The organism is Ottowia thiooxydans DSM 14619, from assembly GCF_000422885.1.
In the GTDB taxonomy this organism is placed as follows: domain Bacteria; phylum Pseudomonadota; class Gammaproteobacteria; order Burkholderiales; family Burkholderiaceae_C; genus Ottowia; species Ottowia thiooxydans.
On the sequence record NZ_KE383943.1, the window covers coordinates 330,009 to 351,666 of the forward strand.

Genomic DNA, 21,658 nt, shown 5'->3' on the forward strand with positions numbered 1-21,658 from the left:
TCGGTCATAGTGCGAGGCCTAGTAAAGATTGCTGTAAGGCTTCGTCTTGAGCGAGGGCCTGCATGCTGCCCGCGTGCACCACGCGGCCGTTGTCCATCACCGCGACGGTGTCACCCAGGCGCTTGGCGAAGTTGATGTTTTGCTCCACCAGCAAGATGGTCACGCCGCTTTGCTTGAGCTGCTGGAAAGCTTCAATCATGTTGTTGATGATGCTGGGCGCCAGGCCTTTGCTGGGTTCATCGACGATCAGCAACTCGCGCGGCTCGACGATGGCGCGGCTGACTGCCAGCATCTGCTTTTGGCCGCCTGAGAGTTTGCCGGCCGGGTGGTTCCAGAACTTCTCCACTGCTGGAAAGAGCTTGAAGATCCACTGCAGGCGCTCCTGATCCATCTGTTCGGCATTGCGGGCGCTACGCGCGGCCAGCAGCATGTTTTCTTTCACTGTGAGATCGGAAAACACGCCCATGTTTTCTGGCACATAGGCAATGCCCAGGTGGGCGATTTGTGGGGTCTGTTTCGTGGAGATGTCCTGTCCGCCGAATGTGATGCGACCTTGTGAGGCTTGCCACAGGCCCATGATGGTGCGCAAGGTGGTGGTCTTGCCTGCGCCGTTGCGGCCCAGTAGCATCGTGAGTTGGCCACGTGGCACGACAAGATCAACACCGTGCAAGATGTGATACGCGCCAATGTGGGTGTGAACGCCTTCTAGCGTGATCAGGTTGTCGCTCATGCGGACACTCCTTGCGGCGCATCTTGTGGCTTGTCTTGTTCCTTGCTCACGCCCAGGTAGGCCTCCTGCACCACAGGCGAGGCAATGACCTCTGCCGGGTCACCATCTGCCACGAGCGTGCCATTGGTCAATACGATGATGCGGTCGGCCAGTTCGCGCACGACGTCCATTTTGTGTTCCACCAGCAAGATGATCTTGGTTCGGTCTTTCTTGAGCTCGCGGATCAGATTCAGGATCACGGGCGCTTCGTCATGGCTCATGCCGGCGGTGGGCTCGTCGAACATGTAGACCTTCGGATCGAGCGCCATCAAGAGTGCTACCTCCAGCTTGCGCTGGTCACCATGCGGCAAGCTGGCCACGGGCATATGCTGCTTGTCAGCCATGGCCACGGATTCAAGCAGCGCGAGGGCGCGTTGTGTGAGCTCGCTGTGGTCGCTCCAGATGCGAAAGAGGTTCAGGCCCACGTTCTGCACCGCTTGCACCGCCAAGCGTACGTTTTCCAGCACGCTGAGATTGGGGAACAGGTTGGTGAGCTGAAACGCGCGGCCAAGGCCGGCCTTGGTGCGAGCAGAGGGCGACAAGCCGGAAAGCTCTTGCCCTCCCAAGTACACGCTGCCTGCACTGGCCTTGAGCTGGCCTGAGATCAGGTTGAAATACGTGGTCTTGCCGGCACCGTTGGGGCCAACGATGGCGGTGAGCGTACCTGGCTCGAAGCGGCACGTGACCGCATTGACGGCCACGTGGCCGCCGAAGCGGATGGTGAGGTCTCGGGTTTCAAGCATGCGGAAAATGGATTCAGCGTTGAACGTTGGATGTAGTGGGCATGGGTAGTCCCTCTCCCGTCTGCAGGAGTGCCTGTGTCAGGTGAGGGCGTGCAGCGCCTCACGGAGAAAATCAGTTGGAGGTCTGGCCTCGCCCTATGCCGTCACCTAGCCCTCTCCTGCGCGCAGGAGAAGGCGGGCGGCGTTTGGCGCTCAGCGCTTGTTCCTGATTGGAACGTTCATCTCTTCAGGCTTGATCTCGCGCACCAGCTCCGGCACGCCCCAGGTGAACGCTGGGTCGTTCTTGATCTTGAAGTGGTACATGCTCTGCATGGCTTGATGATCTTCCTTGCGGAAAGTCATTTTGCCCTTGGGCGTGTCGAAGCTCATGCCTTCCATGGTGCTGATGAGCTTGTTCGTATTGGTGTCGCCACCGGTTTTCTTCAGCGCAGTGACCAGTGCCATCGCTGCCGAGAAGCCGCCGGCAGTGAAGAAGTCAGGCGGTGTCTTGTAGGCTTTGTAGTGCGCGGCCACCATGGCGTCGTTGACCGGGTTCTTCGGGATGCCGAAGTAGTAGTAGGTCGCCCCTTCCATGCCAGGGAAGTTCTTGTAGGCCGCCATGGCCGGCAGGATGTTGCCGCCAGTGAAAACATCGATGTCGTAGCGCTTCTTGAGATCTTGCGCTGCGAGGGCATTGAATGGAGGCACACCGCCGGCCCAGATCACTTCAATGGCTTTGCGGCCTGGTTTGCTTTTGAGCGCATCGACTACGCGCTGGATGCCGGCTGTGAAATCAGTAGTGTTCTGTGGAAGGTACTCTTCGTGGGTGATCTTGGCGTGCTTCAGGTTGTCCTTGAATGCTTTTACACCGTCGCGTCCAAATGCATAGTCCTGGGCCAGAGTGGCTACCGAGACACCGTCCTTGTCCATGGCTACCGCATTGCTGATGGCGTCCTGGCTGGAGTTGCGGCCAGTGCGGAAGATGTACTTATTCCATTTGTCGCCGGTAATCGAATCTGCCACGGCAGGCTCAACCAGCAGGATTTTTTTGTATTCCTCTGCCACTGGCAGCATGGCCAATGCCACGCCTGAAGAAGTAGGGCCGACGGCCAAATCTACCTTGTCATCTGCATAGGCTGCGGCCAGCAGGCTCTTGCCCAAATCGGGCTTGCCCTGGTCGTCCTTCTCAAGCACGGTGATCTTTTTACCGTTCACCGTCATGGTGCCGCCGGTGGCGTATTCCAGTCCCATCATCAGACCGGCCTGCGTTTGCTTGCCATAGGCCTCCAGTGGGCCGGTCTTGCTGTAAACGTGGGCGATCTTGATCGTGCCCGATTGTGCGAGGGCGGGTGCAGCCGCGGCGGCTGTCAAAGAGGCCACCACGGCGAGGGAGATGAGATTGCGGCGCTTCATGAGAATGTCTCCTGGAAAAAATATTCTGCTAGCGTTAACGCATAAGGCGTGCCAAAAATTAAGTGATTGATTTGTATAGTTATTTTTTCAATCTCAATTTTATTTTTCTTGGTTTGTCTGTTTTTAAGACAAAATTAGTGTCTGATATAAAGACAATTGTCTGAATTTTATTCAGGGTTGTCCCTAGTTTTGATCAAGGCGTTCGTACAGTTTTGCTCTGGAAATGCCGAGAAGGCGGGCGGTGGCCAGCTTGTTTCCGCCTGTGGATTTCATGGCTGCACCTATGGCGCGTTGCTCCAGTTCTTTCACCTGTTCTGACAAAGGCCGCAGCAGCGCGCCAGCGTCGGGTGTCGGGGGGGACGGGAGTAGGGCGGGCTGAACGTATGACAAGCCTGAATCACGCAGCACCGCTTCCATCAAGCCTGCATCAATCTGGTCTGAATCATTGCGTAGAGCGGCTTGTTCCAGCACATTGCGCAGTTCACGAATGTTGCCGCGCCACGCTTGTGCTGCCAGCAGGGCCAGGGCGCTCTCGGTCAATTCAGGCGGTGCTGTGCCACGGTGCCCCATGTCTTCGCCCAGTGCTTCAACCAAGGCCGGGATGTCGCTGCGCCGCTCGCGCAGCGGGGGCACCCTGATCGGAAGCACGTTCAACCTGTAATACAGATCTTCCCTGAAGGTCCCTGCCGCCACCAATGCGGAGAGATCGCGGCTGGTGGCAGCAATCAACCTGGCGTCAAAAGGAATCAGTTGGTTGCTGCCCAGGGGCTCTATTTCGCCTTCTTGTAGCGCCCGCAGAAGCTTGGCTTGCAAGCTGAGAGGCATGTCCCCTATTTCGTCCAGAAACAGCGTGCCGCCGTCTGCCAGTTTGAATTTGCCAATACGCCCCTTGCGTTCAGCGCCCGTGTATGCCCCGGCGGCCACGCCGAAAAACTCAGCCTCTAGCAAGGTATCCGGCACCGCTGCGATGTTGATGCTGACTAACGGCCCTTGCGCACGCGAAGACGCCGCGTGAATGGCATGGGCCAGCAACTCCTTGCCGGTGCCGGTTTCGCCCAGCAACAAGACCGGGCTGCGCGATTGCGCTGCGCGCCGTGCCTGCCGCTTGACTTCCACCGCAGCCGGGCTGGCGCCAATGAAGCTTGCAAATGTATAGCGCGATTGCCTTTCCGCACGTGGACCTGCGCCCCTTTGTGCAGCCAGCTCGCGGCGCGCGTCATCCAGGTCTTGCTGCAGTCGCGCGAACTTCGCGATCAGCGGTTGCAGGTTGGTGGTGGGTTGATCGAACAGGACGATACCCAACACCCCAATGACTTCGCCTGCGTCGTCGCGCAGAGGAATGCGGCTCACCACGAAGGTGCCCGCTCGGTTGGTGAGCAGGTCGATCAAAATGGGTCGCCCGGTGCTGAGCACTTGGTCCATCTGCGTGTTCTGCACCACGCTGGAGACTGGGCTACCAATGAACTCCTCCTCACTCGCAAAACCCAGAGCCGGTAGAAAGCGACGGTATTGGTCATTGATCCAGACCACACGCGCACTGCGGTCAACCAAAATCATGCCCTCGCTGGCACCTGCAAACAGATCGAACATGGATCGGGCCGCCAGCTCCAGGATGCTGGCCACATCGCGCGGCAGGCTTGAGTCTGTGGGGTCAGTCAATGCTTGCATTAGCGAAGTGTCCGCCCTGGGGGTCCGCCCGACAGAAGGCGTTGAAGCGAGACGAGCGAAAAATGAGGGCAGCGCCGTGATACCGGCAAACCCATAACGGGGCTGTGGGGGCAGCAGGCAGTACCGCGATAGACTGGTTTTTCACGCGATCCAGCCGACGATCCTTTTGCTGCGCAGGCTCCTGGACCTGCGCTTCGCGCCTTCCTGGCACCTTGCGAGTCCACGTAAATCTTGAATGCAGGTGACATGAAAGGGCTCCTGGAGAGAATCAATTTTGGCATCGTACCCCCAGCATTCGAGGCGCCCTTCAGCAATTTTCTTTACTACCCGGGTTAAATTAATAAACCCGGGTACAATGCGCCCTATGACGAATATAGATTCAGAAACGCCGCAGGTCGAGCGTTCATACACCGCCTTTCTTGGTAGCCGCCGTTTAGCGCAGGGTTCACTTGCGGATGTAGCGCAAGCGCTGTCTGCACCGAACGCCGCTGACGCGCCAATCCTCGTATTCAACGATCTCACTGGCGAGCTCGTGGACGCACCCCCCGGGCCGGAACAACTGGCTAAGCTGGATGTGAATGCCTTACCAACCGCGCCTTCATCGGCCGCCGCCGCTCCGGCGGTTGGCCGTCCCCGGCTTGGTGTGGTGGCGCGCGAGGTCACGTTATTGCCACGTCACTGGCAATGGCTTTCGGCTCAACCGGGCGGTGCTTCGGCTGCACTTCGCAGGTTGGTGGAAGAGGCACGGCGTACGCATGCGGAGCGGGACGCGCAGCGAGCAGCCACGGAGCGGGCTTACCGGTTCATGAGCGCGATAGCGGGACATGAAGCTGGATTTGAAGAAGCCGCGCGTGCTCTTTTCGCGCATGATGAGTTGGGATTTTCAGCCCGCATTGACTCCTGGCCGCCAGATGTACGAGCGCATCTGACATCCTTGGCTCAAGACGCTTTCAAGAGCGAGGCCCGCTCATGAACGCTCCTCAAAAACCCCAAAGCGCTGGCGCTGGATCCTCGCGTTCGCTTTCTTCTGGACGCCCGCTGTGGCGCACTTACCTGGCCTTCCTGGGGCCCATGGTGGTGGCCAACATACTGCAATCTCTTTCGGGCAGCATCAACGGCATCTACATCGGGCAGATGCTGGGTACCCAGGCCTTGGCCGCGGTCGCTGGCATGTTCCCGGTGGTGTTCTTTTTCATAGCGCTGGTGATTGGCATCGGAGCTGGCGCATCGGTACTGATCGGTCAGGCATGGGGCGCGCGCCAAGTTGAAAAGGTGAAAGCGATCGCCGGCACGGCTTTGGCCTTGGGGGCCTTGATCGGCTTGGTGGGCGCTGTGCTGGGCAGCATATTTACACGTCCCGCGCTAGCCGCTCTGGGTACTCCGGTCGAGGTGCTCGGAGATGCCGTTGCCTATGCGCGGGTGTTGATGATCAGCATGCCTTTGCTGCTCGTGTTTATTCTCTACACGCAACTATTGCGCGGGGTGGGTGACACGGTTACGCCGCTGTATGCGCTGCTGCTGTCCACTGGCGTGGGGTTGCTGCTGACGCCAGCATTGATCCGAGGCTGGGGTGGGTTGCCTCAATTGGGCGTGGTGAGTGCAGCGGTGGCCGGTCTGGTGTCGTTCGTGGTCTCGCTGAGTTTTCTATGCGTGTATTTGCTCCGGCGCCGGCATGCGCTCGCGCCTGATGCGGAGTTGCTGCGCGCGCTACGCATCGACCCAGCGTTGCTCAAAGCAGTGCTGCGCATTGGTGTGCCCACGGGTGTGCAGATGGTGACGATTTCCGCTGCTGAGCTGGCTATTTTGAGCCTGGTCAACCAGTACGGTTCTTCGGCTACTGCAGCTTATGGCGCAGTCAATCAAGTGGTCAATTATGTGCAGTTCCCGGCGCTTTCCATTGCGATCACCGCGTCGATTCTGGGGGCGCAGGCTATTGGCGCTGGGCGCCCAGAGTTATTGGGCAGGATCGTGCGTACCGGCCTGTGGATGAATCTGGCGGTAACGGGCGGGCTCGTGCTGCTGGGTTATGCGCTCGCGCATTGGGTGCTCGGCTTCTTCCTCACGGACAAACCCGTGCTCGAGATGGCGACGCATCTTCTGCGCATCATGCTCTGGAGCAGTCTCGTCTTCGGTATGCAGGCGGTGATTGCCGGAATCATGCGTGCCAGTGGCACGGTGGTGGTGCCGGTAGCTATCGCAGTGGGGTGCATTTTGCTGGTGCAGTTGCCAGCGGCGAATCTACTTAGTGCGCGTTACGGGCTGGAGGGCGTTTGGATGGCTTATCCGGTGGTCTTTGTGACCATGCTGGTTTTGCAAAGCGCTTTTTATCTGCTGGTGTGGCGGCACAAGAAGGTGACTCGCCTCGTCTAGGTTCCTGTCCAACTTGGAGCGCCGAAAGCGAAAATGGACCACTGCGGTTCATTTGCAGGGGGCCACCTGCAAGTTAGACGTGTCCCTGGGCCGATTTCCCGCGTGCCAATCAGTTTTTGGTTGGCACGCCCTGCCTCTACGACAGTCTTTGAAAGGCAGGGAGCATGAGGTGATTCCACGGCGATGGCCATCCGTCACGTTCAGGTGCCCGGATGAGGGGCTTCAACCGACGATCCGGGTCTCTTCTTCGCCCACCTTGATGACCAGCTTACCGAATGGCCCTGATTCGAGGTGTGTAAAGGCTTCAGGAGCGTCGGTGAACGAAAACACCTTGTCGATCACCGGCTGGATGCCGTGCCGATCAATGACCTGGTTCATCTCCTCGAATGCACGCCGGTGTCCCACAGAAATACCCCGCAGGGTGGCGCACCGAAGCTGAAGAGGAATAGCTGGCATACGGATCTCCGTATCGTCCATGAAACCGATCTGCGAGATATGCCCTGAGCCAGCCAGTGCTTCAACCGAGTGTCGCAGGTTATCCCCACCCACCAATTCCAGCACTTGGTCGACGCCTTCGCCACCAGTCAGTTCTAGCACTGCTTGCGCCCAAGCCGGAGCGTAGGTGGTGTTGATGCCGGCCCATGCACCCAGCGCTTTTGCACGAGCCAGTTTGTCATCGCTTCGTGAGGTCACGATCACGCGCGCGCCCAGCGCTTTCGCAATCTGCAGGCCGAATAGCGATACGCCTCCAGTACCTTGGACCAGCACCGTTTGTCCCTGACGCAGCCGTCCAGCTTCTACCAAGGCGAACCAGGCGGTGAGGGCCGCAACGGGTAAGGTGGAGGCTTCTTCGTCCGATAGGGACGAGGGGGCAGTGACAGCCACCTCTTCCGAAAGCACGACATACTCGGCCAGCATGCCGGGAAGAGGCCCCCCCAGTGACAAACCATGCTCGCGTATCGCCCTGGGGGGCTCACCATCAAGCCACTGCGTCCAGAAGTTTCCCATCACGCGGTCGCCGACCTTGAAGCGAGTGGTTTGTGAGCCTAGTTCAATCACTTCTCCGGCCATGTCGGAAATCGGGACGAAAGGCATTGGAGGTGGTTCCGGCAGCAGTTCGCCGTTAACTACGAGTTTGTCCCTGTAATTCAACGAAACCGCCGCCACTTTGATCAGCACTTCGTGGGCGGCAGGGCGCGGCACAGGTCGTTCCACAAGTTCCAGGTTTTCCAGCCCGAAGGTCGGCAATTGCCAGACCTGCATGGATTTGATCGTCATATTCTGAATTCCTTGCTCTTCGAAATATCAAGGTTTTCAGTTTATTGGCGATTAATTTGCGTAGGTTGCGATAATTTTTTAATAAACTGACCACTAAAATTCTTCAATAATCTCCACCATGACGACCTACAGTGCATCCCATCTCCAAGGCATCACCGTGTTTGTACAGGCCGTTGAGGCTGGCAGCTTCACCGCGGCTGCCCTGAGGATTGGCCTTTCCAAGTCAGCGGTAGGAAAGAGCGTGGCGACACTTGAGGAGCGATTGGGCGTGCGCCTGCTTGATCGAACCACCCGGCGGCTCGCGCTTACTGAAGAGGGGGCTGATTTTTATCAAAGCTGCCTGCGTGTGCTCGCCGAGCTGGACTATGCAGAGTCGCGCGCTGCCTCACGCCGTAGGGAGGTATCGGGAGTCCTGCGGATTAGTTTGCCTGTGACCTTCGGAAGACGATGGGTGATGCCTGTGCTGAGCAAACTTGTCCGGCAACATTCGAAGCTCGAGCTGGACGTGTCATTTTCGGATCGAGCGGTGGATCTGCTGGAAGAGAATATTGACTTGGTGGTGCGTCTGGGTGATCCGGGCAACAGTGCGTTTCTTTCTGCGCGCAACCTCGGGCTCCAAAGGTCAGTCGTCTGCGGCTCGCCCGCCTACTTTGCGCAAAACGGTTGCCCAGCATCCATTGGTGATCTTCTGGATCATGACTGCATCACCTTTGGACAAGGTGGATACGTGTTTCCCTGGAAGCTGCCGGATAGCGAAGGGTGTTCCGTGAGCGTCAAGATCAAAGGGCGTCACACTATCAGCGATGGTGATGCGTTGCGCGCCGCGGTGCTGGACGGCCTGGGCATTGGGCAGTTCCCTACATGGCTTGTGGCGGATGAATTGAGGGCCGGCACGCTTCAAACGGCTCTTTCCCCTCAAGGGGTTGAAGGCTCACCGATTCACGTACTTTGGCCGGTTACGCGGGATCTTGCGCCCAAAATCAGGGCGGTGGTCGATGAGCTCGTACTGGCGTTTAGCCCTGCCGCGCCCTGGGAAAAAGATCTGGCCTGAATTGACCGCTAGAAATTTCAGGCCTCCACCGTCCAAGCGCGACAGTCAAGGACCAGAAGGCCCTCTTTCAGGCCCCGCCTGCCTCGCCAAGCGGGCTAGCGGGGGCCATTCTCAAGCCTTCGCCGCGCGCCGCTTCAGCAGCCGTGGCAGGATCAGGATCGAGGCAATAACGATCAGCAGGAAGATCGACAGAGGCCGCTCTACGAAGACGGTCCATTTGCCTTCGCCAATCGAAAGCGCATTGCGCATTTGCGCTTCGGCGAGCGGCCCAAGGATCATGCCGACTACCACAGGCGCTGTCGGGAAGTCAAAGCGCCGCATCACTACGCCAATCACACCAATCGCATAGAGCAAGAAGACATCGAAGGCGCTCTGGCGCATGCCATAGGCACCCACGGTGGCGAAAATCAGGATACCCGCGTAAAGCTGCGGTTTTGGGATTTTCAGCAACTTGACCCAGAGGCCCACCAAAGGCAGGTTCAGCACCAGCAGCATGACGTTGCCGATGTAGAGGGAGGCGATCAGCGCCCACACCAAACCGGCAGAACTGGTGAAAAGCTGCGGGCCTGGCTGGATGCCGTAGTTCTGGAACGCGCCAAGCAAGATGGCTGTGGTGTTGCTGGTGGGAATGCCCAAGGTCAGCAACGGAATCAGCGCCGCAGTCACCGTGGCGTTGTTAGCGGCTTCAGGGCCGGCCACGCCTTCAATAGCACCCTTGGTTCCAAACTCAGCTTTGTCTTCGCCTTTGGCCAGCTTCTTTTCCGTGGCGTAGCTCAGGAAAGTGGGAATCTCTGTACCACCGGCTGGAATGCAGCCGAAAGGCGTTCCGATCGCCGTGCCGCGCAACCACGCGGGGATGGAGCGCTTCCAGTCGCGCGCGGTCATGTGCACTTTGCTGAAGCGATTCTGAGATTCAACCACCTTGCCTTCGAACAGCACCGCGTGCAGCACTTCGGCGACAGCGAAAAGGCCCACCGCGACAAGCACGATTTCTATGCCGTCCAGCAACTCAGGAACACCGCCCGTGTATCTTGGCTGGCCGCTGATCTGATCCATGCCTACCAAGCCCACTGCCAGGCCGATGAACAGAGCAGTGAGGCCACGCACTGTGCTTTTTCCGAGGACCGCACTCACGGTGGTAAAGGCCAGCACCATCAACAGGAAATACTCTGGTGGGCCGAGCCGAACAGCGTATTCAGCCACCACAGGGGCGAACAAGGTGACCACGATCGTGGCGATCGTGCCTGCCACAAATGAGCCTATGGCTGCTGTGGCAAGCGCTGAGCCGGCACGGCCGTTCTTGGCCATTTTGTTGCCTTCCATCGCGGTCACCATGCTGGCGGTCTCGCCGGGCGTGTTGAGCAAAATGGAGGTTGTGGAGCCACCATACATGGCGCCGTAGTAGATGCCCGCGAAGAAGATCATCGAGGCGGTGATGTCCACCTTCGCGGTAATAGGTAGCAGCATGGCCACCGTGGTGGCAGGGCCTATGCCCGGCAGCACGCCTACCGCTGTGCCCAGCGCGCACCCAAATAGCGCCCACAGCAAGTTCACAAGCGTAAACGCCGTGCCGAAGCCTTGCATCAATTGATTAAGCGTATCCATGGCGGGTCTTCCTCAGAGCCAGCCGGTGCCTGTGAGGCCCGGGAGATTGATGGCCAAGAACTTGGTGAACATCCAATACACCGGCGCGGCTATCGCCAATCCAGTGATGATGTCCACCACCCAGGTGTTGCCTTTCTGGCCATAGGCGCGGCGCAGGCCTTGCACGGCCAGCACGTAGCACAGCGCGCAACTCAGAATGAAGCCCAAGGTAGTGATCAGCGCGGCGTTCAAAAGCAATCCGGCTGAGACCCACACAAAGCCCCCCCAGTCTGGCGCGGCTTGATCGGGCGCTTCTTCCATGGAGCGAAATCCGCCGGTGCGCGACTCCCACACCATGAAGCCGCCGCACACCAGCAGCGCAATGGCAACCACCCACGGCAGGAAGTTGGAGCCCACGCCGCCGTAGCCAGCCTCGGAGGAAATGCTGATGGCGCCCACGCCTAGTCCAATGCCTATCAGCATGACGACGGCCCCCAGCACGGTCTCCCAGAGTAGTGTGGTCCGGCCGGGTCGCGCGGGAGGTGGATGGTCTGGACGCAGTTCGGGAATGATGTTTGGCAGCGGGCTGGTCATGGTGACGGCGCTTTTTATGAGTATTTAGAAATAAACTGCAGAACCAAGGGAGAGGAGGCATGAAACCCCAAAGGTCCGAGCGTTCGAAGACGGGCCATTTCCGTAGCCTTTATGACCTGTCACTCATCAACAAGTCCACAAGCAGAGCAGCAGAAAATGTCCGCGCTGGAACGTCTCTCGCTTTCGATGTATTTCATCGCACGCGACTTGTAAGGTCGGGATCCAAAAGTCCGCTAAACAAGTTTGCCAAGCATCAGGGCCACATGGCGCCGGTCTTGACGAGCTTGCTTGACAGCGGACTTCCGGCTCAAGACATTACGTGGTCATGCCCGATTTGGCCATGACGGCGCGCAGCGAGGCAAAGTCGTCATCGACGAACTTGCCAAAAGTATCGCCAGTGAGAACCGCCGATGTCCAGTCGTTCTTCTTGAGCGATTCGGCCCACGACGCTGATTTGGTCGTGGCTACGACGAGATCAGTCAATGTTTTGCGCTGGGCAGGCGTAATGCCGGGGGCCGCAAAGACGCCACGCCAATTGCCTAGCTCTACGTCGATTCCCTGCTCTTTGAGCGTAGGAACATTGACGCTGGACAGGCGCTGAGCCGAAGTCACCGCGATCGGTTTCATCTTGCCAGTTTGGATGTATTCCGCGAACTCGCTATAACCGGATCCACCCACAGTGACGTTACCGCCCAGAATGGCCGCCGTCGCTTCACCGCCTCCCCGGAACGCCACGTAGTTGATCTTGGAAGGATCAACGCCGACCTTCTGAGCAATCATGGCTGCCGCAATATGCTCCGTGGATCCACGCGAGCCACCACCCCATTTGACGCTTCCGGGGTCTTTCTTGAGCTGCGCCACCACATCAGCCATGGTCTTGAATGGCGAATTGGATGGCAGCACGAACACGTTGTACTCAGTCGTCAGGCGTGCGATGGGCGTGCACTGCATCAGGTTCAGCGGAGATTTCGAGGTAATCAACCCGCCCAGCATCACGGCGCCCATCACCATCAGCGAATTGGGGTCACCTTTGGAACCACTCAGGAATTGGGCCAAGCCCAAGGCGCCAGCAGCGCCGCCTTTGTTGTCGTATGTGACGGTATCGGCTTGCTTTGAGTCCAGGATGGCCCTGCCAAGCGCACGGCCAGTGGTATCCCAGCCGCCACCAGGGTTGGCAGGGATCAGCAGTTTGAGATTGGGTGCAGCCATTGCCGGAAGTGGCAGGGCACCTGCGGCGGCAAGGGCAGCCAAGGATTTGAGAAAAGTATCACGACGCATGGGGATTGGCCTCCTACAACAACAAGATGATTTATCCACCCGTGATCATCCTCCAACCAGCCCCTGTTCTGAAGGACATGCTGATAGGGGGAAACCCGCGAGATGTAGATGAATGTTTTCCTTATTTATGGGGGGCGTAAGCGGTTTGCTTGCAAGCGCGCCACTTCACATCGCGGTAGCATCTATCCTGATGGCGGAAATTCTCACTAAGCAACGCATTGATAAATGGCTCTGGGCCGCGCGTTTTTACAAAACGCGCGCGCTGGCCGTGGAGCAACTGGACAATGGCCGTGTGGAGATCAATGGCCTGGTAGCCAAGCCTGCGCGGGAAGTCAAGGCGGGCGACACCGTTCGCTTTCGCCGGGGCGCGGATGAGCTGACGGTGATAGTCCAAGCCTTAAGCGCCATGCGCGGGCCCGCACCCATTGCACAGCTGCTTTATGAGGAGACCGTCGCCAGTTCGGCCGCTCGTGCGGAAAATGCCTCCGCACGCAGGCTAGCTCCCGAACCAGCCAATACTATCGAGCAGGGCCGACCCACCAAGCGTGACCGGCGTGCATTGGATCAACAACGTGGTTGGGGCGATCGCTGGTCGGCCTCGATGGACGATGAACCTTGAAACCCCCCATGTCTGAAGTCATCGAGCTCGAAGTCCCTGTCATGCTTTCCTTGCAAGAGCGCGCACGTTTAGCCCAGGGTCGCCGTATGGTCACGCCCTGTGGCGAAGGTGAAATCGTCTGGCATGCGTGGGGAGTGCGGCGTGAGGGCGTGCCGCCGCTGGTGCTGTTTCATGGGGGCAGCGGCTCGTGGACGCACTGGGTGAAGAACATATTGGCGCTGATTGATGCCGGGCGCTGGGTGTTGGCGGTCGATCTGCCTGGCTTTGGGGATTCTCTTCCGCCGCCGAACGGCTCTGATGCAGATGCCATGGTGGAGCCGCTCGCCGCCGGACTGCGTCAGTTGGTGCCCGGCGAGGCCGTGGATCTGGTGGGATTTTCCTTTGGAGGCATGACTGCAGGCTTGCTACTGGCGGCCCACCCTGAGTTGGCGAGGCGCTTCGTGCTGGTGGGTGCCCCAGCCATGGGCGTGGTGCCGGGGCGGCAATTTGAGCTGAAGGCCTGGCGCCATCTCAAAACGCCGCAGGAGCAAGCGGACATACATCGCCACAACCTGGGTGTATTGATGCTGCATGACCACGATCTGATTGACGGTCTGGCTCTGGAAGTGCATATCGCGAACGTGGTACGAGACCGTTTGCCCAGGCGCCGTTTATCTTCCACAGACATCCTGGCGCGCAGTCTGCCGAAGGTGTCGTGCCCTGTCTATGCCATTTATGGTGCGCATGACGTTCTGTATAGCAAATATCTTCCGGAGCTTGACGCTGCCTTGGCGGCCAGCGCCCCGGATTTTCGTGGCCTCACTCTGATAGAGGGTGCAGGCCACTGGGTGCAGTTCGAGGCCAGCGAAGTTTTCGATGAAACCTTGCTGCGCTCATTAAACGAGAAAGTTTGAATCTATGTCTAAACCCATAAAGATTGATTTTGTCTCCGATGTGGCCTGCCCGTGGTGCGCGGTGGGGCTGGGTTCTCTTCAGCAGGCGTTGGCCAATAGCGGCGATGCGGTGGAGGCTACGCTGCATTTCCAGCCATTCGAACTCAATCCCGATATGCCCCCGGGAGGAGAGGACGTCACCGAGCACCTGACGCGCAAATACGGCGGCACCCCCGAACAATTCGAGCGCAACCGCCAAGCCATTCGTGAACGGGGAGCAGCCGTGGGATTTGCTTTCAATCCAGAAGGTCGCAGCCGTATCTACAACACCTTCAATGCGCATCGACTGTTGCACTGGGCTGGTTTGCAGGGGCCAGCACGCCAGCTTGCGCTCAAGCGAGCGCTGCTGGAGGCCTACCACGGTAGAAGCGAGGCGGTGGAGCAAGACGAAGTGCTGTTGGCTACCGTGCAAGCGGCCGGCCTGGATGTCACGCGTGCGAAGGAAATTCTCGCTAGCGATGAGTACGCTGCGGAGGTTCGTGCGGCAGAGCGCTTCTATCAGCAAGCTGGCATTTCCTCCGTCCCGGCGGTGATCATCAACGATAAGCACCTTATCTCTGGTGGCCAGCCCCCTGAGGTTTTCGAGCGTGCTCTGCGGCAGCTTGCTGCTGAGGCCTAAACGCCCCTGCACCTGCACCTGCACCTGCACCTGCACCTGGGCTGCAAGCGGCCCAGATGCAGCTGAGCTCTGGTGTCCATCAAGGAAATGCCGGTACCCTGGTCAACTCAGGCGGCGTCAGCACACGCTCTTTGATTTCACGGTCAAACGGCAAAATCAATACCGGTGCGTACGATAAGGTCTCATCCCCAAAGCGGCCGGCGGCCTGGTAGGTCCCCAGGCTGCTCAGCCCTGCCACCAGCACCACCGAAAAGCGCTTGTTAAGGGGGTTATCGCCCGCAACCAGGAGTGCGCTTTCGGGGTGAGCGTAGAGTTCATCGCGTATCTGGAATGATCGAATTCCAAAGTCCATGGGCCACTGTGCAGTCAGGCGCTGACTGATGGCATTGGTTGCAGGGCGCCCGATCAGCAGCATGTGATGGTTGCGAAGCTCCTCTTCAGTCAAATCGCGGTCGGCTCGGATGGCAGGCTTGACGTTGTGCTCGCGTCGGCGGAGCGCCGTTTGTAGCAACCGGGCGGCTTCCTGGTTGCCGGCTTCCTCATCTTGAGTACCGTAGACGATGAGGGTTCTTTCCAACTCACTGCCCAGCGTCAGCACAGTGAAGGGCGAGCCGTTGCCACGTGAGGTGGTGCCATGCTTGTCCACCACAATCTTGAGCGGGCGTTCGCTGGTCACGATTTGAATTTGAGCGTTCGCCGCCTGGAATACTGCGCTGCGTGTCGTGCTGCCGCTGACCGTCTCCACGGTGACTGGTACCGAGAGCGCAGGGCCGAGTTGATGAGTATCCAGGGAGACCACGGTTTCCCAAGCTTGGCCTGTCCATCGTGATTCTGCACCGGTGAGCACCAACTCAGGCAATCCCGGCTGGGTAGTCCACCAGGCGAACAGCGGCGCCAGTGGATGGCTCGTACGAGTCTGCAGGAAAGATTGAAAGGCTTGTGTGGAGACCGGCAGGCCGTTGTGCTGCTGACCGAAGTCCCGCATGGCGGCATCGAAGGCCGGTGCACCCACAATCTCTCGCAAGGCATTGAAAAATAGTACGCCCTTGCCAGTAGCCACCTGATACCACGCCGTATTGCTCATGCCGGAGCGCGTGGCGGCCAGCGGGGTGTCTAGCCCAGCGCGCGCTCCAAGGCCATGGAGCGCGCGGTAGTAAGACAACTCCACGCCAAATTTTTCAGCTTCTTCGCGCGGTGTGTCAGCCAAGATTCGCTCAAATTTGGCGAATGCCGTGCTCAACCAGATATCCGCATCGCTGGCGGGCAGGAGCGTACCTTGCCAAACAGGCCTGGGGGCTGGTGCGAGCTGCGGATTTTTTGCCGCGTCGGGGGCTTCCACACCAGGTTTTGGCTTCGCAGATGGACGGTCATGCGCAGTCACCAGAGGCTTTACCGGCGGGGCCTGCAAATCGAGCAATGTCCACGGGTTGTGGATCAGCGGACGGATGGCGCTATGGTCACGGACTTCCTTCGGGGTTGGCAGCCAAAGCTGGCCCACCGGAGGGCCAAACGACGCCCAGGTCTGCAGTTTGGAGGCCAGGCCTGCGTCGGTGAATTTGGCATCGATACCGTAGGCCGATACGATCTCGGGCGTTGTCAGCGCCTCACGTGCGAACTCAAGGTTGATTCGGCCCTTGTGTTCCTTATATTTTTGTAGCCAAACCGCATCTCGCTTGGAAGGCGTGTAAACAGCAGCGGCAGAGGGCCGCCCATCAGGGTGAGCCGTGGCCCGCAGACGAGTGGCTTGGTCCTTGGTGTTGTTGTCGCTCCAGTAGAAGCCTTCGGCGCCCTCGAACCATTCCTGGCGGCTGCTTCGATGCAGGCTGCTGCGGCCGGCACCGAGCGTCAATAACGCGATCTCATTGCGTTTTAGATCGCCCATTAACCACTCAGTGGAGCAAAGGCCGTTATCGCCTTGAGTGAGCATTTCGGTGGCGCTATCGATGCTGTCGGCGTACTGCTGCGCCTGGCGTATGCGTGCGGCAAGTGAAGTGCCGCCCGGCACCATGGGACCTTGGTCGAGCGTGGTCTCCGCGAGCAGCATGCCGGCTTCATTGATCGAATAGTCCATGCTGCTGTGGATTCCGCCCGGTGTTGTTTGCATGACGAAGCGGTAGCCTGTGCTTGGCTTGATTTCCATCCAGACGTTGTAAAAACTGCCGGGATACAGGTCATACATGGTGATATGCCCGAAAACGATCTGGCCATCCGATGTGGCAGGGCCGTTCGCCAGAAAAGCATTGCAGCGTTGCGGTGGCCTTTTCTTCGTTCGAGTCACCCGCAGAAATGGAATGGCCGTGTTTTGGGTCGCTACTTTCAGTTTGGGCGCATGGGGCGTTACGGCGAGCGCGTCGCTCACAGAGTCAATTTCATTGGATGCATTCAGCGTAATGATGTCCAGCACATCGAGTCGCCGCCCGGCCACCCTGGCTCCTTCAGCTGAGGCGCCTTCGGCGATGCCCCTCATCTCTTGCATTTGCTCTTGCGAGAAACCCCGGTAGAAAAGCTGCCGCGCGACCTTGCGGTTTTGCGCCCAGGCGGCAGCGGGCGCACGCGGGCTCCAGTATTCGGAAAGAGCGTGGATATACGCAGAAATCTCCGCCGCCATCAGATGACCGTGCTGCAAACCTCGTTCATGAGGTTCCCCTTCAATATGCACCACGGTCCATCCGGCCTGCGGATAGCGCCATCCTTCGTGCAGGCCTGTCCGCCAACGCTGCACGGTCCTCGGGTCAATACTAGCTTGGGTTGCCGCTATTTCAGCGCCCAGCGCCGGAACCACAGGCCACAGAGTGGCCGCAGTGAATAGCAAGGCAGTCATCAAGCCTTGGCCGAGGGCGACCCAAGAAATAAATGAGAGAGAGGGCATCAGTTCAAGAAGGCTGAAAATGGGTGCAAAGAGCGAGGGTTGCGAAAAGCTTATCTGAACGGGTATCCGTTTTTCTTGGCACTCATCTTGGTTTTGTCACAAAACCGCCATCGTTTGGTCAAAAAATGAAGTTATGTCACATGGTTTCATAGATTCGCCTGAAGGCCTTCGATATGCGGAGCACATCAGTACCCCGTTGCGGTTGTTTGCGGGAGTGATCGGGCTGGCCATGTTGTTGATACCGGTGCCGTTTCTGCTCCATGCCCACCTGGGGCTGCCTTGGTGGCAATTAGTGCTGGTCGCTCTATGCGTGGTGTTCCCCGGTCTTGTGGGGCTGTTGTTTTTGACCATCGCTTTGGGCCGGTGCCTACGATTGCACTTTGACACGCCCAGGCGCCGTTTGACGCGAAACTCCCGCTTTCCGCTTATGACGCGCCTGGCTTTCGTTGCTTACTCACAAGTCGAGCCTCCCACTTTGCAAGAGCGCAGCTCGGAGGACGGCCCGTACTTCGTCATCCGCCTTGGCGTGCGTGGTGAACGCCCCATGCATCTGGGCAGCTTTGAACGGCGAGAGGAGGGTGAGCAATGGCGCGGTCGTATTGCTGGCCAACTGCAGGGCGAGGACTCTGCCGATAGTTTATGAATGCCAGATGGTGGGGCTTGTAGCCTCCACAAACACCTTCTTCGGCCGCTTTTGGCCTGGCTTCCCCACGTTAAAGTCGGTGAAACGGCAAAATTAAGCTAATCGCGTGACAATAGGGGCTCATGAAAACCATCATTTTTCTAATCGTGCTGCTGTTTGCAGCCAGCGCGGCCGTCATGCATTTTCGCGGCCGGGTTCGGTTGAAGGCGTCGCGCCAGGTATTCGATCATTCGACCTTCATGGCACCTATCAACGTGTTCATGTTGGCTTTTTCTGGCGTACCCCGCCAGCCCTATCTGCCGCCCGAACGCTTTCCTGAACTTGCGGTGCTTCAGGCACATTGGCAGGAAATCCGCGAAGAGGCCTTGGCGCTGGCAGAAGCGCAACGCATCCGGGCGGCCGCCAATATGGATGACGCTGGCTTCAACTCGTTCTTCAAGACCGGCTGGAAGCGCTTTTACCTCAAGTGGTACGGGCAAGCCCATCCATCCGCCACTGAGCTGTGCCCACGCACCACCGCGCTTTTAGCGGGCCTGCCCAGTATCAAGGCCGCTATGTTTGCAGAACTGCCGCATGGTGCCAAACTCGGTAAGCACCGGGATCCGTATGCGGGGTCACTGCGCTATCACCTCGGTTTGGTGGCGCCGGGCGATGAGCGTTGCTTTATTGACGTTGATGGCGAGAGATACGTCTGGCACGAAGGCGAAGGCGTTGTGTTTGACGAAACCTATATCCACTACGCGGAAAATCAGAGCGGCCAGAACCGAATCGTGCTGTTTTGCGATGTGGAGCGGCCTATGACGTTCCGCTTTGCGCAATGGCTGAACCACTGGTTCGGTCGCAACGTGGTGGCTGCCGCCAGTTCTCCCAACAGCGAGGGCGATCCAACCGGTGTGATCAGTAAGCTGTTCCGCATTTCGTTCTATGCCGGGAAAGCTCGCCGAGCGTTCAAAGCCTGGAACCCTACCGTTTACAAGCTGACCAAGGTCGGGTTGCTGGTGGGGGTCGTTGCCTTGTTCGTGTGGTGGTAATGCGCTCTGCGCTCTGCGATTAAGCTAGTTGCTCTCGCGGGTGGAAAAGCGCATCGAAAAGCCGCGTCAAGGCCGGCCACTCCTCGGTAAAGCGTGCGCGTTGCACGAAGTACGCCTCGCAGGCTACGGGGAAAAACTCCTCAATCGAAGTGGCGCCATAAGCATCAAGCCAAGGCATGGGCTGGCCAAAGCGCTCAGCCAAGCTGACTTGGTCTCGCAGGGCGAGAAATGCTGGCTCCAGCACGCTGAACCAGGCTGCACGCGCCGAGCGCGCGCTATGGGTGCCCATAAATCCGGGGGGTAGAGGAGGGCAGCCGTCGGCCTCGCCGCCCTTCATATCCATTTTGTGAATGAATTCGTGGATCACCACGCTGAGCCCCAGTCCGTCAGTGTTGCCTGCTTCTTGCACTGCGGGCCAACTGAGCATTACGGGCCCGTGGTCCATCGCTTCCCCGGTGATGACCTCCTCGTAATGGTGTACGACTCCGGCTTCGTCCATCACCTCACGCCGGGCCATCACTTCATCAGGCTGAATGACGATACCTACAAAGTCGTCATACCAGGCGAGGGCAGCTTCCGGCCGGTTTGGTGGCCCCAGGCGCAGCAGCGGAAGGCAGGCCTGTGCGGCGATGGCGAGGGCCATGGCATCTGTGACTACGAGGCCATGGGCGCCGGTGAATTCCTTTTGGTCCAGGAAGTGGGCGGCCAGCAGGCGCAGCCGCGCGTTTTCAGGCTCATAGGCCTGAGGTAAAAACGGATAGTGGGCCAGGGTGGTGAGCCAGAGCGCATCGGGCACAGAGGGTGGAGCGCCTATGCCCCGGGCCCAGCGAGAGAGGCGGCGCACCAGGCTCAGCATGAACCTGGCTGAGGCTCGTTCGGTAGGGCTTCATCCGCCTTTGCACGGGCCTCACCAAGCTCCTCAAGAGGCAAGCGGTACAGGCCGCTGGCATCCAGGCGCAGCACATCCGCACGAGGGCTCGGGTCGTCCAGATGCCAGTCGGAAAGTACCACGCGCCGCAACTGGCGACCCTGGTGGTCAGCACCTAGAGAGTGCTCCGCGGGGCGATGGGTATGCCCGTGGATCATGGTGGTGGCATTCGCGGAGCCAAGCCAGGCTTTGGCGGCGTTGGCATCCACGTCTGCGTATTCGCTTACTTCGCTTTGGCGAGCGGTGCTGGCCTCGCGCATGCCGCGGGCCATAGCCTGGCGTTCAGGCAATGAGCGCGACAGAAACGCTTGTTGCCAAGCCGGGTTGCGAACCTGGCTTCTAAAGCGCTGGTAGTCCACATCGTCCAGGCAAAGTGCGTCTCCATGCGAGAGCAGCCAGCGCTGCCCGGCGAAGTTGAGAACCGTGGGGTCGGGTAGGTCACGCGCTCCGCTGGCATTTAGAAACCGCGAGCCCACCAGGAAATCGCGGTTGCCGCGAATAAAAAAGACCGCGCACCGAGAGGCCGCTTCTCGTAGAAGTTCACCGCAGTGCGCTTCAAAGCTGCCAGGCTCGGCGGCATCATCACCTACCCATACTTCGAACAGATCGCCGAGTATGAAAACGCCGTCGGCCGGCGTATGGCGCAGGTACTGAGCAAAGGCCGCCACGGTGGCGGGCTCAGTGGCCTGCAGATGCAGATCAGAGAGAAAATCCAGCGCCCGCCACTGGGGCGGGGCAGTCAACTCAAAAGCTGCGGTCTCCAAAATTCTTGAAAGGCTATTTACAGCGCGACCGCTTTCTCGATCACCACGTCGACTTTAGGCACGTCATCATGACCGCCGTTGCGGCCAGTAGCAACGCCCTTGATGCCGTCGACCACGTCTTGGCCTTTCACAACTTTACCCACCACGGCGTAGCCCCAGCCTTGAGCAGTAGGTGATTTGAAGTTCAGGAAGTCGTTTTTGGCAACGTTGATGAAAAACTGTGCCGTGGCCGAATGCGGGTCAGAAGTACGCGCCATGGCGATGGTGTACTCGTCGTTTTTCAAGCCGTTGTCCGCTTCGTTGGTCACGGGAGCTTGGGTAGATTTTTGTTTCATACCTGGCTCAAAACCACCGCCCTGGACCATGAAGCCTGGGATGACGCGGTGGAACACCGTGTTGTCATAGTGGCCGCTCTTGACGTAGGAGAGGAAGTTGGCGGACGATTTAGGCGCTTTGGCTTCATCCAATTCAATGGTGATGACGCCGCGGCCGGCAATGTGCAGTTCGACTTGGGGGTTAGACATTT

General features: G+C 58.9%; 20 protein-coding genes. 8 read left to right on the forward strand and 12 right to left on the reverse strand.

Translation table 11 applies throughout. The annotated features are described in order from the left end of the window. Window positions 1-4: 4 nt before the first annotated feature. The 4 genes from G518_RS0130750 to G518_RS0130765 form a co-directional block, all read right to left on the reverse strand. On the reverse strand, window positions 5-730 hold the full coding sequence (locus tag G518_RS0130750; RefSeq protein ID WP_028605744.1) for an ABC transporter ATP-binding protein: 726 nt from the start codon (window positions 728-730) through the stop codon (window positions 5-7). Beyond that, window positions 727-1,512 carry an ABC transporter ATP-binding protein gene (locus G518_RS0130755; RefSeq protein ID WP_028605745.1) on the reverse strand — a complete coding sequence of 262 codons (786 nt, stop codon included), beginning with the start codon at window positions 1,510-1,512 and terminating at the stop codon, window positions 727-729. The genes G518_RS0130750 and G518_RS0130755 overlap by 4 nt, the downstream gene beginning before the upstream one ends. A 192-nt stretch (window positions 1,513-1,704) precedes the next feature. Continuing rightward, the gene (locus G518_RS0130760) at window positions 1,705-2,904 is read right to left on the reverse strand and encodes a substrate-binding domain-containing protein (protein ID WP_028605746.1); all 1,200 of its coding nucleotides are present in this window, start codon (window positions 2,902-2,904) and stop codon (window positions 1,705-1,707) included. A gap of 183 nt (window positions 2,905-3,087) precedes the next feature. Next, the gene (locus G518_RS0130765) at window positions 3,088-4,572 is read right to left on the reverse strand and encodes a sigma-54 interaction domain-containing protein (protein ID WP_028605747.1); all 1,485 of its coding nucleotides are present in this window, start codon (window positions 4,570-4,572) and stop codon (window positions 3,088-3,090) included. A 364-nt stretch (window positions 4,573-4,936) separates the two neighbouring features. Here G518_RS0130765 and G518_RS0130775 point away from each other — a divergent pair, with 364 nt between their 5' ends. Together G518_RS0130775 and G518_RS0130780 are read left to right on the forward strand one after the other, a co-directional pair. Next, window positions 4,937-5,545, forward strand: a complete 609-nt coding sequence (locus G518_RS0130775; RefSeq protein WP_051237585.1) for a DUF2239 family protein — start codon at window positions 4,937-4,939, stop codon at window positions 5,543-5,545. Further along, window positions 5,542-6,942, forward strand: a complete 1,401-nt coding sequence (locus G518_RS0130780; protein WP_084652404.1) for an MATE family efflux transporter — start codon at window positions 5,542-5,544, stop codon at window positions 6,940-6,942. The genes G518_RS0130775 and G518_RS0130780 overlap by 4 nt, the downstream gene beginning before the upstream one ends. Before the next feature lie 222 nt (window positions 6,943-7,164). On the opposite strand, the gene G518_RS0130785 is transcribed toward G518_RS0130780, so the two are convergent. Beyond that, on the reverse strand, window positions 7,165-8,220 hold the full coding sequence (locus G518_RS0130785) for a zinc-dependent alcohol dehydrogenase family protein (protein WP_028605750.1): 1,056 nt from the start codon (window positions 8,218-8,220) through the stop codon (window positions 7,165-7,167). 118 nt (window positions 8,221-8,338) lie between these two features. Between G518_RS0130785 and G518_RS0130790 the strand changes: the two genes are divergently transcribed. Continuing rightward, complete coding sequence (locus tag G518_RS0130790) at window positions 8,339-9,271, forward strand: LysR family transcriptional regulator (protein WP_028605751.1); 933 nt, start codon at window positions 8,339-8,341, stop codon at window positions 9,269-9,271. Between the two features lie 111 nt (window positions 9,272-9,382). On the opposite strand, the gene G518_RS0130795 is transcribed toward G518_RS0130790, so the two are convergent. The 3 genes from G518_RS0130795 to G518_RS0130805 form a co-directional block, all read right to left on the reverse strand. Next, a complete protein-coding gene (locus G518_RS0130795; protein WP_028605752.1) occupies window positions 9,383-10,876 on the reverse strand; it encodes a tripartite tricarboxylate transporter permease in 1,494 nt (497 codons plus the stop codon). Window positions 10,877-10,888: 12 nt separating this feature from the next. Continuing rightward, window positions 10,889-11,449, reverse strand: a complete 561-nt coding sequence (locus G518_RS0130800) for a tripartite tricarboxylate transporter TctB family protein (protein ID WP_084652405.1) — start codon at window positions 11,447-11,449, stop codon at window positions 10,889-10,891. A 315-nt stretch (window positions 11,450-11,764) separates the two neighbouring features. Beyond that, the gene (locus G518_RS0130805) at window positions 11,765-12,727 is read right to left on the reverse strand and encodes a Bug family tripartite tricarboxylate transporter substrate binding protein (protein WP_028605754.1); all 963 of its coding nucleotides are present in this window, start codon (window positions 12,725-12,727) and stop codon (window positions 11,765-11,767) included. 190 nt (window positions 12,728-12,917) lie between these two features. Between G518_RS0130805 and G518_RS0130810 the strand changes: the two genes are divergently transcribed. From G518_RS0130810 to G518_RS0130820, 3 genes are read left to right on the forward strand one after another with little or no spacing between them, the layout of a single operon-like run. Next, entirely contained in the window at window positions 12,918-13,346 is a 429-nt protein-coding gene (locus tag G518_RS0130810; RefSeq protein WP_036596760.1) for an RNA-binding S4 domain-containing protein, read from the forward strand. 8 nt (window positions 13,347-13,354) lie between these two features. Continuing rightward, complete coding sequence (locus G518_RS0130815; RefSeq protein WP_028605756.1) at window positions 13,355-14,239, forward strand: alpha/beta fold hydrolase; 885 nt, start codon at window positions 13,355-13,357, stop codon at window positions 14,237-14,239. A gap of 4 nt (window positions 14,240-14,243) precedes the next feature. Then, entirely contained in the window at window positions 14,244-14,897 is a 654-nt protein-coding gene (locus tag G518_RS0130820) for a DsbA family oxidoreductase (RefSeq protein WP_028605757.1), read from the forward strand. A 79-nt stretch (window positions 14,898-14,976) separates the two neighbouring features. Here G518_RS0130820 and G518_RS0130825 read toward each other — a convergent pair whose 3' ends face one another. Next, complete coding sequence (locus tag G518_RS0130825; protein WP_028605758.1) at window positions 14,977-17,766, reverse strand: C45 family autoproteolytic acyltransferase/hydrolase; 2,790 nt, start codon at window positions 17,764-17,766, stop codon at window positions 14,977-14,979. 133 nt (window positions 17,767-17,899) lie between these two features. Here G518_RS0130825 and G518_RS0130830 point away from each other — a divergent pair, with 133 nt between their 5' ends. Both G518_RS0130830 and G518_RS0130835 read left to right on the forward strand, forming a co-directional pair. Further along, entirely contained in the window at window positions 17,900-18,409 is a 510-nt protein-coding gene (locus tag G518_RS0130830; RefSeq protein WP_028605759.1) for a hypothetical protein, read from the forward strand. A gap of 122 nt (window positions 18,410-18,531) precedes the next feature. Then, the gene (locus G518_RS0130835) at window positions 18,532-19,440 is read left to right on the forward strand and encodes an aspartyl/asparaginyl beta-hydroxylase domain-containing protein (RefSeq protein ID WP_036596629.1); all 909 of its coding nucleotides are present in this window, start codon (window positions 18,532-18,534) and stop codon (window positions 19,438-19,440) included. A gap of 19 nt (window positions 19,441-19,459) precedes the next feature. Here G518_RS0130835 and G518_RS0130840 read toward each other — a convergent pair whose 3' ends face one another. The 3 genes from G518_RS0130840 to G518_RS0130850 are packed head-to-tail and all read right to left on the reverse strand — an operon-like array spanning window position 19,460 to window position 21,656. Beyond that, window positions 19,460-20,296, reverse strand: coding sequence for a M90 family metallopeptidase (locus tag G518_RS0130840; protein WP_028605761.1), 837 nt, complete (start codon window positions 20,294-20,296; stop codon window positions 19,460-19,462). Continuing rightward, a complete protein-coding gene (locus G518_RS37780; protein ID WP_245598209.1) occupies window positions 20,290-21,111 on the reverse strand; it encodes a UDP-2,3-diacylglucosamine diphosphatase in 822 nt (273 codons plus the stop codon). The genes G518_RS0130840 and G518_RS37780 overlap by 7 nt, the downstream gene beginning before the upstream one ends. A 38-nt stretch (window positions 21,112-21,149) precedes the next feature. After that, on the reverse strand, window positions 21,150-21,656 hold the full coding sequence (locus tag G518_RS0130850) for a peptidylprolyl isomerase (protein WP_028605762.1): 507 nt from the start codon (window positions 21,654-21,656) through the stop codon (window positions 21,150-21,152). Window positions 21,657-21,658 lie beyond the last annotated feature (2 nt).